This is a genomic window from Paraburkholderia diazotrophica (genome assembly GCF_038900755.1).
In the GTDB taxonomy this organism is placed as follows: Bacteria; Pseudomonadota; Gammaproteobacteria; order Burkholderiales; family Burkholderiaceae; genus Paraburkholderia; species Paraburkholderia diazotrophica_A.
Genome location: NZ_JBBPEN010000003.1, coordinates 791,112 through 804,145, shown reverse-complemented (window position 1 = coordinate 804,145; position 13,034 = coordinate 791,112). Strand labels below are relative to the sequence as shown.

Below are 13,034 nucleotides of genomic sequence, written 5' to 3'. Positions count from 1 at the left end.
CTCATCATAACAAGATTTAACGGACCATCCGGCGACATTAGTGTCGCGGGAGTCGCATATTGCCGCGTGAATCGCTGCCTATAGCACGCTCGTTTTAAATCTGACGCTATTATTCAAATCGACGTGCATTAGGCGCGGCGCTATGGTAATTCAATGCCTTTCTGTTTTCGATGTTTTTCTGGCATTTAACGATTGCGCGCGCGGTGATACCAGTTCATCAATGGCGTCGCCGTAATGCCATGCACGACGACTGACGATGTGATGACGGCGAGTGTCAGCGGCACGAGCGCGAGAATGTCGGCGGAATGGCTGCGTTGCGTGGCTTCGAGTGCGAATGCAAGGTAATAGAAAGAACCGATGCCGCGAATGCCGAACCAGCTCATCAGTCTGCGTTGCGCGCGAGACGCATCGGAGCCGAGCAACGACGCTTCGACGGCGAGCGGCCGCACGACGAAAAAGAGTGCCGCGATCAACACGGCGCTTTGCCACGTGAGGAGCGACGCACGAGTACTCGCGAGCACATTGCCGACGATCATCATCACGGCCACTTCGGCGATGCGTTCGAGTTCGATCGTGAAGCCGAGCACCGATTCGGCCATATACGCATGCGCTTTTTGCGGATCGGCGGCCGTTGCGACGACATCTTCCGAATCGACGGTGCCGATCGTCTCGCGTGGCGAACGCGGGCCGCTCGCGCGATGCTCGACGCGGCGCATCGCGACACCCGCCGCGAACACGGCGACGAATCCATAGGTATGCGCAAGCTGCGCGGCGCCGTACGCGAGACCGATCAGGCCGAGCGCGAAGAAGCCTTCGAGTCCGAGAGCCTGCGCATGTCGCGTGCGCAACCACGCGACCGACCACGTCGTGATCCATCCGAGCACGCCGCCGATCACGAGGCCGCCGACGACGCCCGCTACCGCGGTGAGCGCGAAGTCCCAGTCGAGCGGGTCGCCGCCGTTCGCCGTTCCCGATGCGCACAACGCGAGACCCAGCAGCGCGAACGGCAATGCAATGCCGTCGTTCAGGCCGCCTTCGCCCGACAGCGAGAAGCGCAGCAGGTCCACATCGTCGGATTCCTGCACCTGCACGTCGTGCGCGAGCACGGGGTCGGTGGGCGCGAGTATCGCGGCGAGCAGGATCGCCGGGCCCCAGTCGAGTCCGAGCAGGAATGCGCCGACGAGCGTGAGCAACGGGATAGTCAGCAGCATCGCGACGAAGCCCAGGCGCAGCGGCAGCGCCCATAGAGGTGCGATGAGAGGCAGCCGCAGACGCAGCCCGATTGCGAACAGCGAGACGAGCAGCGCGACCTCCGTAACGGGCCGCAGAAAATGCGCGTCGCGCACGATGTCGAGTCGCAAAAGATGCGCGGGACCGAGCGCATAGCCGATCGCGAGATAGAGCATCGCGGCGGACAGCGGCAGACGCTTGAAGGTCGTCGCGGCGATGCCCATGAAAACCAGCACGCCGCCGACTATCAGATACCACCAGACTGTTTCATGCATGGGCCGTCAGCGCGCATGCAGACAAGGGCGTCGATGCATCGTGTCCCTGCATCGATGTCAGGGCGCGCGGCCGAACGCTTCGCGCAGCTTGCGCTTGGCCTGTTCGAGCGTGCTCTTGCGCGACTTCGGCAGATTGCGGCCCGCGCGGTTGATATAGAAGTTGAGCATCGACATCGCCGACTGGAACGGCGTGCCCTTGCGCCGCTTGCTGCGCGTCGACGAACGCTTGAGCGATTGCGCGATTTCGTCGGCGCTGCCTGTCTTGAAGATGTCCTTTTGTAGGTCCATCGCGTCGCTCGTTTCCATCACGTGATGCGACCAGTACTTCGACGTGCTTTTCGACGAACCCGCCGACGATGTTCGCGCGCGATGATGCGCGGCCTTCGCCTGCGTGTGCCGCTGGCGCGGCGGACGGCCGCCTTTCGTGCGGGTCGACGCGTGCGCGGCCGTCTTCTTGCCACTCGACGTTCCACTGCGTTTGCCGGGTTTGCTGGTAACCATCATGGTCCCCGATGAATCACAGCTTCACGCCGCCTGCTTCGGGCGCATCGGACGATCCGGGCGGGATGTCGCCGGCGCCGAATTCGCCATCGCCGGCGCTGCTGCTTTCGCTTCTGCGCCAATAGGGCTCGCGTCCATAGTACTGATGCACCGACGTTGCCCACGTCGCGTTCGCCATCGACGGCCAGTGGTCCTTGTCGAAGCCCGGCGCGTTTTTCACGCTCTCAGTCGGCATGTCGAGCAGGAAGCATTTGCGGTCCGCGTCGAGCGTGAGCGCGCTCCACGGAACGGCGAGCAGCTTGTCGCCGATGCCGAGAAAGCCGCCGCTCGACAGCACCGCATACGCGATGCGCCCCGAGCGCACGTCGAGCATGATGTCCTTGATCTTGCCTATATCGTTGCCGTCGGCGCTCAGCACCTTGTCGCCATCGAGCGTGGCGGCCGCCATCACGTCGGGGCCAGGGCCCGTCGATCGGCCGTGGTTCGCGCCGACGATATTCGCGCCTTGCGTTTGTTTCGCCATCGTCATGATGCTTCTCCCTCGTGGGTGTGCGGGTGTGCGGTTGAGCGTATAGCCGGATTCGAGCAACACCTATTCCTCGCGCCGACGCGTCGGCGCGGCATGCGCGAAGGGATCGACGAACCCGCTAGCCGTCCTCGCCGACTTCGGCGGGATCGGGCAGCTCGGGCAGTTCCTTCGTGGTGTCGGGCGGCTGGGGCTGGCCCTGCGGCGCGTCGTCGGGACGCGGCGTGGTATCGGCGGAGTTTTCTTCACGGTTCATGATCTCTCTCTCCTTTGTCGACCGGAGTTGGCGCTTTAGCACTTACTCTGGTCCCATGCGACACGTTTTCTGTCGCGGAATGAAAGAAGCGCTGCACGCGGCGTGCCACGTTTCGTAGCACGCCGTGCAGCATCGAACGCAAAAAGAGAGAGCGGCGCGAATCAGGGCCGCGCGGCGATTTCGTCGAGATGCTCGAGCAGATCGGCGGGATCTTCATAGACGCGTAACGCGCCTGCGCGTTCGAGCTCTTCCTGGCCGTAGCCGCCCGACAGCAGACCCACGCCGAGCGCCCGGCAACGGCGCGCCGCAAGCATGTCCCAGATGCTGTCACCGACGACGACGGCATGCTCGATCGGCACATTGAGCCGCTGCGCAGCGGCGACGAACAGATCGGGGTCGGGCTTCGCGTATTTCACGTCGTCGCGTGTGACGACCACGGTCTTCGACGGATCGACGCCTAGCGCTTCGAGGTTCACGGCTGCTGTTTCCATCCGGCCGCTGGTCGCGATCGCCCAGGGCGTGCCGCTTTCCGTCAGCGCGGCGAGCAAGGCACGCGCGCCGGGCAGGGGCCGCACTTTCGCATGCAGTTGCCTGTATGCGCGCGCGTGCGCGCGGCGCAGGCGCTCGACGCGCTCTGTGCTCATGTCGCCGCCCGTTTCGCGCAGCAGCTGATGCGTGAAGAGACCGCCGCTCATGCCGATCTTTCGATGAATGCGCCACACCGACAATTCGATGCCTTCTTCGTCGAGTGCTTCCTTCCAGGCGAGCACATGCTGATACACGCTATCGACGAGCGTGCCGTCGAGATCGAACAGAAATGATGTGGATATACGCATGGGCTTCTCCTTCGAGTGCGATCAGATGCGGTGGATGGGAAATCGGTAATCGAGTGGACACGCAAACCAACATGAGCGCCGACTAGCAAAGCGAACTAGCAAGCCGCAAGCGGGCACGCATTGCATGCGTGGCGATGCTTGGCGGCACAGCGCCCATATTGCGCCATTTATTCCACGAAAGATTTACGTCCGCTTTGTAAATATCAAAGAGCGTGTGCGCGCGGCCCGGTTCTTCATCGCGTGCAACTGCTGGCGAAACCGTGCCAGGCCGCATCCAGACGGGCACGCGAGGCTTCGCAGGGGCACACCGTTTGCTGAACTGACGAGTGACAGCACCAGGTTTTTTGGCGGCAGTCAACCGCACTCACTGATCACGTTTTTCAAGGAGCTAACAGATGAAGAACCGTAAAGCATGGATCGTAGCGGCAATGCTCGCACTGTCGGGAGGCGCTTTTGCCCAGACGGGCGGCAGCAACGGCGGCGGTTCGGCGGGCGGTGGCGGCAATGGTGCCGGAATGAGTTCGTCCGATGAGACGGGGGCGGGCATGGCATCGTCGGGCACACATGCGTCGAAAAAGATGCATCATAAGATGTCGAAGTCGCACAAGAAGTCGGCTACCGACACCACCAACGTGCCGGGCGCCGACGCAAGCAGCGATACGAAGGGGCAATGACCCTTGATTCCGTCCGGCGCCCGCCACTGCTTCGCGATGCGAGTGCGATGTGGCGCGATATGCCGGACCTTTAGCAAAGGCGGGAGGAATCATGACACAGCCAGGATGGAAATACGCGTTGCTCGCGATAGCGGTCGTGTCGATGTCACTGGGCGCGGCCTGCAAGAAGGCGGACAACACCAGCAGCGACACGGGCGCGGCAGCGGGCAGCAGCATGGCCCCGGCCGCAGGCGCGATGGGCGCAAGCGGCGCAGCAGGGGCATCGGGCGCGAGCCAGTGACATCGCGCAGTGACGGGGTACCTCGGGCAGCCCCGGGGTAATGAGGGAATCGGATCATGCCGCGTTCTTCATCGAGGACCTGAAGGGCGCGGCACAACGGGGGTACGTGGCGATCCGCGTTGCGGACAACGGGCGCATCAACGCCCGTCCCACTCGCGATCCGGCTTGCGCGGTAGAGCATCCACAACCGCGGCAACGGACACGCGCCCCATGGAGGTAATGTGATGCGTTCGAGAATTCACTATCAGAGCAACATCTGCGGTGGCGACTTTCAGCACGTGAAGGACTGCTTCAATACATGGAAAACGCAGCCGCTCGTGTACCGGATGAACGAGCATATGTTCGAAGGCAAGCGCGAAGTTCGTCCGCTCGACGATCGCGTGTTCGACAATGCCGAAGTCGCGCAGCGCACGCTGCTCAATACATGCGGACCGAGCGATCCGTACGCGCTGGCAGCGGAGATTCATGACGGCGAGCGCGATATGTGGCTCGTCATGGCCGCCTACGAGGAGTGACGCGGGCACGCATGCGCTCATAGCACAGGGCGCATGCGTGCCTGTGCCTGCGCGGCCAGCATCAGGCCAAACGTGCACGAGATGGGCACGCGATGGGCACCAGATGGATACGAGTCGACGCTCAAGCAGTCTTTCGCGCATTCGCCTGCTTGTTCGTGCGCGTGATGGCCTGCCTGGCTGCCTGCTTATTCGCCGCCTGCTTGTTGACCTTTTGCAGCGCGCTCGATTTTTTCAGCAGCGTCGCGAGTCTCGCCCGCTCGACGTCCGTCGATGCGGTGGGTTGCGCGTTGCCACCGTTTTTGCGCGCGCGACGCTTCGCAAGCCGGTCGCGTTTTTCGCATTGCGCCAGCAGCGCCGCAAATGCAGCCTCGTCGACTTTCATATGACGCCTCGCGCGCGGCGGCGACAGTTCTTGCAATTCACCCGCTTCGAAAGCGGCGATCACTTCGGGATGGATGTAGCAACGCCTGCACACAGCGGGCGTATTGCGCAATAGCGCGGCCACATCCTTCACTGTCGCGACGACATGGCGGCGCGCCTCTGCTGCGCTTTCGCAGACGAGGTGCCGCAGCGCGGTCATCGCGAACACGCTGCCCGCCCATGTGCGATAGTCCTTCGCAGTGAAGTCCGCGTGGCACGCATTGCGTAGATAGTCGTTGATATCGGCGGATTCGACCGTGCGGCGCGTGCCGTCTTCGTCGATGTACTGAAAGAGATCGTGGCCCGGCAGTTCCGCGCATGCGCGCACGATGCGCTTGACGCGCGGATTGTCGACAGTCACATCGTGTTCGATGCCGCTCTTGCCCGCAAAACGAAAGCGCACTTCGCCCGAGCGAATCTTCACGTGCTTCTTGCGCAGCGTCGTGAGCCCATAGGACTGGTTTTCCCGCGCGTATTCGACGCTGCCGACGCGAATCAGCGTCGTGTCGAGCAGATGCACGACGGCCGCGATCACCTTCTCGCGCGGCATCGCTTCGCGTGCAAGATCGCGCGCGACGCTCGCGCGTATTTTCGGCAGCGCGCGTCCGAAGGCTGCCAGGCGTTCGAACTTGTCGGCGTCGCGCGTCTCACGCCATTGCGCGTGATAGCGGTACTGCTTGCGGCCGCGCGCATCGCGCCCCGTGGCCTGAATATGGCCGCGTGCGTCGGGGCAGATCCATACGTCTCGCCACGCAGGCGGAATCGCGAGCGCGTGAATGCGCGCGATCTGCGCTTGATCCGTGATGCGCTTGCCGTCCAGATCGAAATACGCGAACGCGCCTCGCGTTTTTTTGCGCGTGAAGCCGGGCCGCGTGTCGTCGGCGTGCCGCAGTCCGGCGGGCATCGGCGAAGGCAATGCGTCGGCAATGGCTTCGACCGTGTGGCGGGTCATCGTTTTCATCTGGCGTTGTGTCGAATGTGGCTCGTTCAGCGATACGGCGTAGCCCGCGCAATAGCGGTGCCACGTACTTGCACGACATGCGCTGACGGTATGGCGCCGATATGTGGGCATCGAACTTGCTCGCCAGATCAGCGAACGCCCGGCCGCGTGTTCGCGTGCCGGCAGGACGAACAATGCAGCACTCGGATAGTGAGGGAGGACGAATACATGGCTAACGCACTCACGGGATGCAAGGTTGCGGTACTCGCAGTCGACGGCTTCGAGCAGGCCGAGTTGATCGAGCCGCGCCGCGCGCTCACGGAAGCGGGAGCGACAGTACACGTAATTTCTGCCAAAAGCGGAAAGATCCAGGGCTTCAAACACGTCGACAAGGGCGAGTCCGTCGATGTCGACATGACTTTCGACAAGGCTGCGCCGAACGACTACGACGCAGTAGTCTTGCCGGGCGGCGTCGTGAATAGCGACGCGATCCGTCTGCTGCCGCAGGCGCAGGCGTTCGTCAAGGCGGCGGATCAGGCGAAGAAGCCCGTCGCCGTGATTTGCCACGGCGCGTGGCTGCCCGTTTCCGCCGGTTTGATGAAAGGACGCACGGTCACGAGCTGGCCCAGCCTGCAAGACGATATTCGCAATGCGGGCGGCACGTGGGTCGACAAGGAAGTCGTCGAGGACGGCAACTTCATCACGAGCCGCAAGCCCGACGATATTCCCGCGTTCAACAGGACACTGATCGCGCAGCTGTCGAAGAAGAAGGCCGCGTGAGTTTCAGCGCAACCATGCAGCGAGCGATCAGAGCAGGCGCCAAAGCGGAGAGACGCATGATGCATCGCCCACTCGTTCGAGCCGTCGTATTGCCCGCGATCGTCGCGCTCGGCGCGGCGACATGCGTCGTCAGCGCACAGACGAAGCTGTCGCCGGGCGATCAGCAGTTCGTGCAGGACGCGTCGCAGGCGGGCGCCACGGAGATCGCCGCGAGCAAGCTCGCGCTGAAGAATTCGTCCGATCCGCAGGTGAAGAAGTTTGCGCAACAGATGATCGCCGATCACACGCGGCTCGCGCGCAGCCTCGACGTCGTCGCCGCGGGCAAGGGCCTCGGCAAGGCGCCGCCCGCCGATTCGGCGCTGATCGGCAAGCTGCAGGCGCTCAATGGGGCGGACTTCGACAAGGCGTATATCGACGAGGTCGCGGTGGGCGGGCATCAGAAAGCAGTCGTGCTGTTCCAGAAGGAAAGCGAAAGCGGCCAGGACCCGCAACTGAAGAGCGCGGCGACGCGCGCGCTCCCCGTTATCCGTCACCATCTCCAGATGGCGCAGCAACTCGCGGATGCGCGAAAGGCATCGTCATGAACGGGATGATCAAGGTGTTCATGCCGCGTGCGGCGTACGAGGACTCTCACATGCACATCACATTCACCGATGATGCGCCCGTATTCGATGGGTCGAGCCTGGTCGTGCGCTTTACGGCGCGCGTCGATGGCGAGTCCGTCGTGTGCGCGATCACGGCCGAGGCGCTCGAAGACCACTTCGGCGCTGACTCGCCGCTCGAAGGCGCGTTGATCGGCGCGTATGAAAGAGGGCGCGCACGCATCCGTTCCGTCTGCGCCGAGGCGCTCGATCAGAACGGCGGCGAAAGCGTGATCCTGCACAGCGGACTGTTCCGTGTCGAAGGCATGGAACCGGATCGCAGCGTCAAACGGCGGTAGTCGAGGCGGCTCGCGCCGCGTGCGCTTGCGCTATTTGCGCTATTTGCGCTGTCTACGCATGTGAACGCGCGCGCGAACGCGAGCAGCCCGGCGATCACACCCAGCCGTCGTTCACGCGCGAATGACGTGTGCGGTCTATTTCACGGTCGTAACCGTCAACGGGGCGTCGATTGCGTCGCGTCTCGCATGCTGCGCGCAGCATCGCGCCGCGCGCTTCGTCGCATGCCGGCACTTCGCGAGTGGGCCGTGGTTGCGCTGTTCGCGCCTGCGCGGACGGATTGGCTTTTGCCGATGGCAGCGTATGCACGCGCACCTGCGCGACGACGGCTGACGTAACGATAGCGACGAAGAGCAGACGCTCCACGCTCCTGATGTTCATGATGAGGCTCTCCCTTGTCGAATGCCGGCCCTTGTATGTGATCTGAGATCGTGTAATCGCCCCGCGTGACTGTCTGCGAAGGCGTGAAAGTGGGCCAGCGATCAGATGAGCAATATGCGTGCCTCTGTTCCGAACACTTGCGCGGCACGGGTTTCGTCGCAATGGCGGCAGTGCGCGGCGCCCGAGCACTGCATCATTTACTCGACGCATTGGAAAAGACGCCAATCGATGCGCACGAAGGCGAACCGGGTCACCGCCACGTCGCGCTATCGCGCGGGCATGACGGCTGCATGCGTGAACGTGTTTCATGCGTTAGCTGAAGCGTCACCTGAACGGGAGCGAAGTCATGACGACCAATGTCATTGCCGTACTCAACGAACTGATCGAAATGTCGAAGGACGGCGAACGCGGCTTCATGAAAGCAGCGGAGGAAGCGCAACACGCAAGCGTGAACGACGCGCTGCTCGAAAGCGCCGCGAGCTGTTCGCGCGGCGCGCGCGAATTGCAAGATCTCGTGCTGCAACTGGGGGGCAAGCCCGAAAGCGGCGGCAGCATGGCGGGCGCGCTGCATCGCGGCTGGCTCGATGTGAAGTCGGCTGTCGGCAGCCGCTCGGATCACGCAATACTCGCCGATTGCGAAAAGGGCGAAGATGTCGCGAAGAAGCGGTTTCACGATGCGCTCGAGAAGGACCTCCCCGCCGATGTGCGCGCCGTCGTCGAGCGGCTGTATCAAGGCGTGCTGCAAAATCACGATCGCATTCGCGCAATGCGCGATCAGTACGCGGCAATGAAGAGCTGAGAAAAAAACATGGCCGCCCATGCAAACGGGCGGCCATGTTTCGCGAGCGTCGCGTTTTCAGCTGGCGATCATCCGGCGGCGCCCGGCGGCACTCATTCGGCCGCGACCTTCAGATGGTTTTTCACGCCCTTCACGCCGGAGACGTTCTGCACGACGTCCTGCGCGGCCGTCTTGTCTTCGGCGGACGGCACCGAGCCGCTGAGCCACACGATGCCCTTGCGGGTCTTCACGTGAATGTGCGTGGACTTCACGTTCTTCGCGCCGAGCAGTTCCGCCTTGACTTTGGTCGTCACCGTGCCGTCGTCGATATGCTGGCCGACGCTTTCGGACGTTGCCGGCGGCGCGGACGCCGTGGTCTGCGCAGTAGCGTTCAGCGCGAATGCAACACATGCGATGCTGCCTGCGGCCTTGAGGAACGGGATGGTTTTCATGGTTTCTCCTTCTCGGTTGATGATCAGGGATGCGGTCCTGTTGTCCGTGCGATCGATTGCGGCCCTCGCCGCCGATGACCAGACCAAAGACCACTGCCGCCGCGGTTCCGTCTGGTCCGTCGCCGACACGGGAGCGCAAATGCCGTGCGTTGCTCGCGCGACGCACGCCCTGCGTCCCTGAGAAGCGCGCAGCAAGCGATGTGCCGCACCGCCGCATGCTTGCTGTCAACCTGCTTTCAAATTCGCGAGAGGGAACGCGAAACGCTTGCGGCAAGCCGCCAGGCGCGTTGCCGGCTGCGCGCGGTGATTGCACTCGAATTTCAGAACATTTGTAAATTCGGCGCGCAAAGTGCTTATTGGATCGGCATCGGGAACAGACAAAGGCGAGTCAAAACAGGCGGTTGCAGCACCTGGTACGACAGTTGCGTGATCGCTTGCAACTCACTGCCGACTCGTAGACTCGTACATAGGAAAGGAAAGTCTGTATGCCGCCTTCAATTGAACTACGCGCAAAGCAATCGTTTGCGCTCACGCCGCGTCTGCAGCAGTCCGTGCGTCTGCTTCAACTGTCGTCGCTGGAATTCCAGCAGGAACTGCGCAACGCACTCGATACGAATCCCTTCCTCGAATACGATCCGACCGTCGCGGACGACCTCGCGGCGGGCAAGACAGCGGACGGCACGACGGCCGACGGCGAGGCATTGCCTGCTGCCGAACGCGATACCGCGCTCGAAGGCTCGGCGGCGGAGCCGGCTGCGGAAACGCCCGTATCATCGGACGACGGCGGCGGCGATTTTGCGGGCGACGGATATGGCCGCGGACCGTCGCGCTACAACGGCGATTCGGAAGCCGCCGACCCGACCGAATGGGCACGCGCGCAGCCGACGCTGCATGAGCAGTTGCACGACGCGCTGCGTCTGTACCGGCTCGACGATCGCGATCGCGAAGTTGCGCGGCTCGTGATCGAAGCGCTCGATGACGACGGCTATCTGCGCCAGGACCTCGCCGACCTGACGGACATCGTGGAGTTCGACCCGCCGCTGACGGAAGAAGAGTTGCTGGTCGCGTTGCGTCTCGTGCAGACGCTCGATCGTCCGGGGCTCGCGGCGCGCTCGCTGTCGGAGTGCCTGTCGCTGCAACTCGACGCGATGCCTGCGGATACGCCCGCGCGCCATGTCGCGAAGCAGGTGGTCGAGCATCATCTCGACCGGCTTGCGCGGCGTGAGCATGCGGAGTTGCAGAAGCAGATCGGCTGCGATGCGGACGAGTTGCGGACTGCCTGCGCGCTGGTGCGCAAGCTCGATCCGAAGCCGGGCAATTCGTATGGCCGCGCAGACGACAACTACATCGTTCCCGATGTGATCGTGCGCAACGTGCGCAACAAGTGGGTCGTGACGGTGAATCCCGCCGTGCTTCCGCGCGCGCGCATTCATCGGATGTACGCGGAGCTGTTCGCGCAGTCGGCGGGCGCGAGCCGCTCGCCGCTTGCGCAGCAGTTGCAGGAAGCGCGCTGGCTGATCCGCAATGCGCAGCAGCGCTTCGAGACGATTCAGCGCGTCGCCGAATGCATCGTCGCGCATCAGAAGCCGTTCTTCCAGTACGGCGAGATTGCGTTGAAGCCGCTGGTGCTGCGCGACGTCGCGGAAGAACTCGGCCTGCACGAATCGACGATCTCGCGCGCAACGGGCAACAAGTACATGGCGACGCCGCGCGGCATCTTCGAGTTCAAGCATTTCTTCCCGCGCGAGCTCGGCACGGAGAGCGGCGGCACCTGCTCGGCTGCGGCCGTGCGCGCGCTGCTGAAGGAAATGATCGCTGCGGAAAACACGCGCGATCCGCTGTCGGACGTCGCGCTCGCAAAGATGCTCGCCGACCAGGGCGTGCTCGTCGCGCGACGCACGGTCGCGAAGTACCGTCATCTGATGAAGGTGCCGCCGGCGGAGTTGCGTCGCCAGGTCTGACGTCGGGCCTCACCGAAAGACGGCCGCTCGTCGTGCGCGAGCGGCCGTCTTTTCTTTACTGCTCCAAAGCGCTACATGCCGATGCTCGAACCTCCCGTCGAGCTCGTACCTGTGCCCGATCCCGTGGTCGATCCTGGGGTCGAGCCGGTTGTCGATGTCGGGCTCAGATCGATTCTTCCGTAGACGCCATTCGCTTCGTCGTTCGGTCCTGCCGCGAAGAACAGCGTAGTCGAAGGCTGGTTGCTGAGGTCGTTGCCGAATGCGAGGCCCCACAAGCCGTCGTGGACGATCGGGCTGCCCGTCGCGCCATTGAGCGAGCCCATCGATTGGCCCGTCGATGCGTTGAACGCGTGAATCAGCCCATCGCCGAAATTGCCGATCAGTATCGCGCCGCTCAGCGAGCCGAAATTCGCGGGCGCCTGCGCGATGCCCCACGGCGCGTTCAGCGCGCCGCCCGTCGCGAAGTGCTGCTTGAGATTGCCCGCCGTATCGTACACGTCGACCATGCCGAGTCCCGCGCCTTTGACGTCGTCGTGTTTTGCGGGGTCTTGCATCGCGTAGGTGACGAACAGGTTCGTGCCGATCGCCTGGATGCCGAACGGCGCGAAGCCGGCGGGAATCGCCGGATCGTGGAAAGCGCCGGGCATCGCGACCTTCGCGAAGCTGGTGTCGAAGACGTCGATCTTGTTGTTGTGGAAATCGGTGGCATAGAGGAAGTTGGCGCCGTTGTTCGCCGCGAGCGCGAGGCCTTTGTACACGGCGCCGCCTGTGCCGTCGTCGTACATGGTGAACGCGTTGGTCGGTCCGACGGCGGGCGCCCATGCGGTAATCGTGCCGCCTTCGCCCGCGAAGATGAATGCGGCGATCCCTGATTTGCCGTTTTGCGTGACGTTGAAGCTCTGCGTGCCGTTGAACACGATGCCCGTCGGCGATGCCGTACCGTTCTTGCCGTTGGGTATCGTGACCACCAGCGATTGCGGCACGCCGTTGCCGTCATAGAGCGTCGCGACGTTGGTGCCGTTGTCCGCGACCCACGCGAAGCCTTTCGGGTTGAACGCGACACCCCACGGGTTCTTCAGGTTCGGGTCGATGTGCGACGCGGACACGACACCATCCGAGACGAGTGCCGTCGCGGTGAACGACGATTGCACAGGCGGGCTGGGATTGTTCGAGCTGGAACTGCCGCCGCATGACACGAGCGTCGCCAGCGTGGCTGCACACGCGGTGATGCCGAACACCTCGACTAGAGACTTCATGGCCGTACTCCTTGTTCCTGTTTGGTTCACAGGAC

Annotated in this window: 17 protein-coding genes; 8 read left to right on the top strand and 9 right to left on the bottom strand. The window is 63.4% G+C overall.

Annotated elements, in window-relative coordinates:
• Positions 1-185: 185 nt before the first annotated feature.
• From AABE10_RS13655 to AABE10_RS13635, 5 genes are all read right to left on the bottom strand, one after another.
• Positions 186-1,505 carry a cation:proton antiporter gene (locus AABE10_RS13655; protein ID WP_342933764.1) on the bottom strand — a complete coding sequence of 440 codons (1,320 nt, stop codon included), beginning with the start codon at positions 1,503-1,505 and terminating at the stop codon, positions 186-188.
• Positions 1,506-1,562: 57 nt separating this feature from the next.
• Positions 1,563-2,006: a DUF3175 domain-containing protein gene (locus AABE10_RS13650; protein WP_342933763.1), complete on the bottom strand. Its 444-nt coding sequence runs from the start codon at positions 2,004-2,006 to the stop codon at positions 1,563-1,565.
• A gap of 16 nt (positions 2,007-2,022) precedes the next feature.
• On the bottom strand, positions 2,023-2,535 hold the full coding sequence (locus tag AABE10_RS13645; protein WP_428983310.1) for a PRC-barrel domain-containing protein: 513 nt from the start codon (positions 2,533-2,535) through the stop codon (positions 2,023-2,025).
• Between the two features lie 118 nt (positions 2,536-2,653).
• The gene (locus tag AABE10_RS13640) at positions 2,654-2,788 is read right to left on the bottom strand and encodes a hypothetical protein (protein ID WP_342933762.1); all 135 of its coding nucleotides are present in this window, start codon (positions 2,786-2,788) and stop codon (positions 2,654-2,656) included.
• A 161-nt stretch (positions 2,789-2,949) separates the two neighbouring features.
• Positions 2,950-3,624 (bottom strand): HAD family hydrolase, encoded by a 675-nt coding sequence (locus AABE10_RS13635; RefSeq protein ID WP_342933761.1) that lies wholly within the window; start codon positions 3,622-3,624, stop codon positions 2,950-2,952.
• Between the two features lie 395 nt (positions 3,625-4,019).
• On the opposite strand from AABE10_RS13635, the gene AABE10_RS13630 reads away from it, so the two are divergent.
• The 3 genes from AABE10_RS13630 to AABE10_RS13620 all read left to right on the top strand — a co-directional run bounded on the left by AABE10_RS13630 (position 4,020) and on the right by AABE10_RS13620 (position 5,093).
• Positions 4,020-4,298, top strand: a complete 279-nt coding sequence (locus AABE10_RS13630; RefSeq protein WP_342933760.1) for a hypothetical protein — start codon at positions 4,020-4,022, stop codon at positions 4,296-4,298.
• A 91-nt stretch (positions 4,299-4,389) separates the two neighbouring features.
• Positions 4,390-4,578, top strand: a complete 189-nt coding sequence (locus AABE10_RS13625; RefSeq protein ID WP_342933759.1) for a hypothetical protein — start codon at positions 4,390-4,392, stop codon at positions 4,576-4,578.
• Between the two features lie 224 nt (positions 4,579-4,802).
• Positions 4,803-5,093: a hypothetical protein gene (locus tag AABE10_RS13620; RefSeq protein WP_342933758.1), complete on the top strand. Its 291-nt coding sequence runs from the start codon at positions 4,803-4,805 to the stop codon at positions 5,091-5,093.
• A 121-nt stretch (positions 5,094-5,214) separates the two neighbouring features.
• Here the strand turns inward: AABE10_RS13620 and AABE10_RS13615 are convergent, their stop codons facing one another.
• Positions 5,215-6,474, bottom strand: a complete 1,260-nt coding sequence (locus AABE10_RS13615) for a DNA topoisomerase IB (protein ID WP_342933757.1) — start codon at positions 6,472-6,474, stop codon at positions 5,215-5,217.
• A 207-nt stretch (positions 6,475-6,681) separates the two neighbouring features.
• Here AABE10_RS13615 and AABE10_RS13610 point away from each other — a divergent pair, with 207 nt between their 5' ends.
• From AABE10_RS13610 to AABE10_RS13600, 3 genes are read left to right on the top strand one after another with little or no spacing between them, the layout of a single operon-like run.
• A complete protein-coding gene (locus tag AABE10_RS13610; protein ID WP_342933756.1) occupies positions 6,682-7,233 on the top strand; it encodes a type 1 glutamine amidotransferase domain-containing protein in 552 nt (183 codons plus the stop codon).
• A gap of 56 nt (positions 7,234-7,289) precedes the next feature.
• Positions 7,290-7,817: a DUF4142 domain-containing protein gene (locus AABE10_RS13605; RefSeq protein ID WP_342933755.1), complete on the top strand. Its 528-nt coding sequence runs from the start codon at positions 7,290-7,292 to the stop codon at positions 7,815-7,817.
• Positions 7,814-8,173: a DUF1488 domain-containing protein gene (locus AABE10_RS13600; protein WP_428983309.1), complete on the top strand. Its 360-nt coding sequence runs from the start codon at positions 7,814-7,816 to the stop codon at positions 8,171-8,173. The genes AABE10_RS13605 and AABE10_RS13600 overlap by 4 nt, the downstream gene beginning before the upstream one ends.
• 94 nt (positions 8,174-8,267) lie before the next feature.
• Here AABE10_RS13600 and AABE10_RS13595 read toward each other — a convergent pair whose 3' ends face one another.
• Positions 8,268-8,552: a hypothetical protein gene (locus AABE10_RS13595; protein WP_342933754.1), complete on the bottom strand. Its 285-nt coding sequence runs from the start codon at positions 8,550-8,552 to the stop codon at positions 8,268-8,270.
• A 346-nt stretch (positions 8,553-8,898) separates the two neighbouring features.
• On the opposite strand from AABE10_RS13595, the gene AABE10_RS13590 reads away from it, so the two are divergent.
• Positions 8,899-9,351 carry a PA2169 family four-helix-bundle protein gene (locus tag AABE10_RS13590; protein ID WP_342933753.1) on the top strand — a complete coding sequence of 151 codons (453 nt, stop codon included), beginning with the start codon at positions 8,899-8,901 and terminating at the stop codon, positions 9,349-9,351.
• 92 nt (positions 9,352-9,443) lie between these two features.
• Here AABE10_RS13590 and AABE10_RS13585 read toward each other — a convergent pair whose 3' ends face one another.
• Positions 9,444-9,782, bottom strand: coding sequence for a BON domain-containing protein (locus AABE10_RS13585; RefSeq protein ID WP_342933752.1), 339 nt, complete (start codon positions 9,780-9,782; stop codon positions 9,444-9,446).
• Positions 9,783-10,267: 485 nt separating this feature from the next.
• Between AABE10_RS13585 and AABE10_RS13580 the strand changes: the two genes are divergently transcribed.
• Positions 10,268-11,743, top strand: coding sequence for an RNA polymerase factor sigma-54 (locus AABE10_RS13580; RefSeq protein WP_342933751.1), 1,476 nt, complete (start codon positions 10,268-10,270; stop codon positions 11,741-11,743).
• A gap of 71 nt (positions 11,744-11,814) precedes the next feature.
• Here AABE10_RS13580 and AABE10_RS13575 read toward each other — a convergent pair whose 3' ends face one another.
• Positions 11,815-12,999, bottom strand: a complete 1,185-nt coding sequence (locus AABE10_RS13575) for a TIGR03118 family protein (RefSeq protein ID WP_342933750.1) — start codon at positions 12,997-12,999, stop codon at positions 11,815-11,817.
• Between the last annotated feature and the right edge of the window lie 35 nt (positions 13,000-13,034).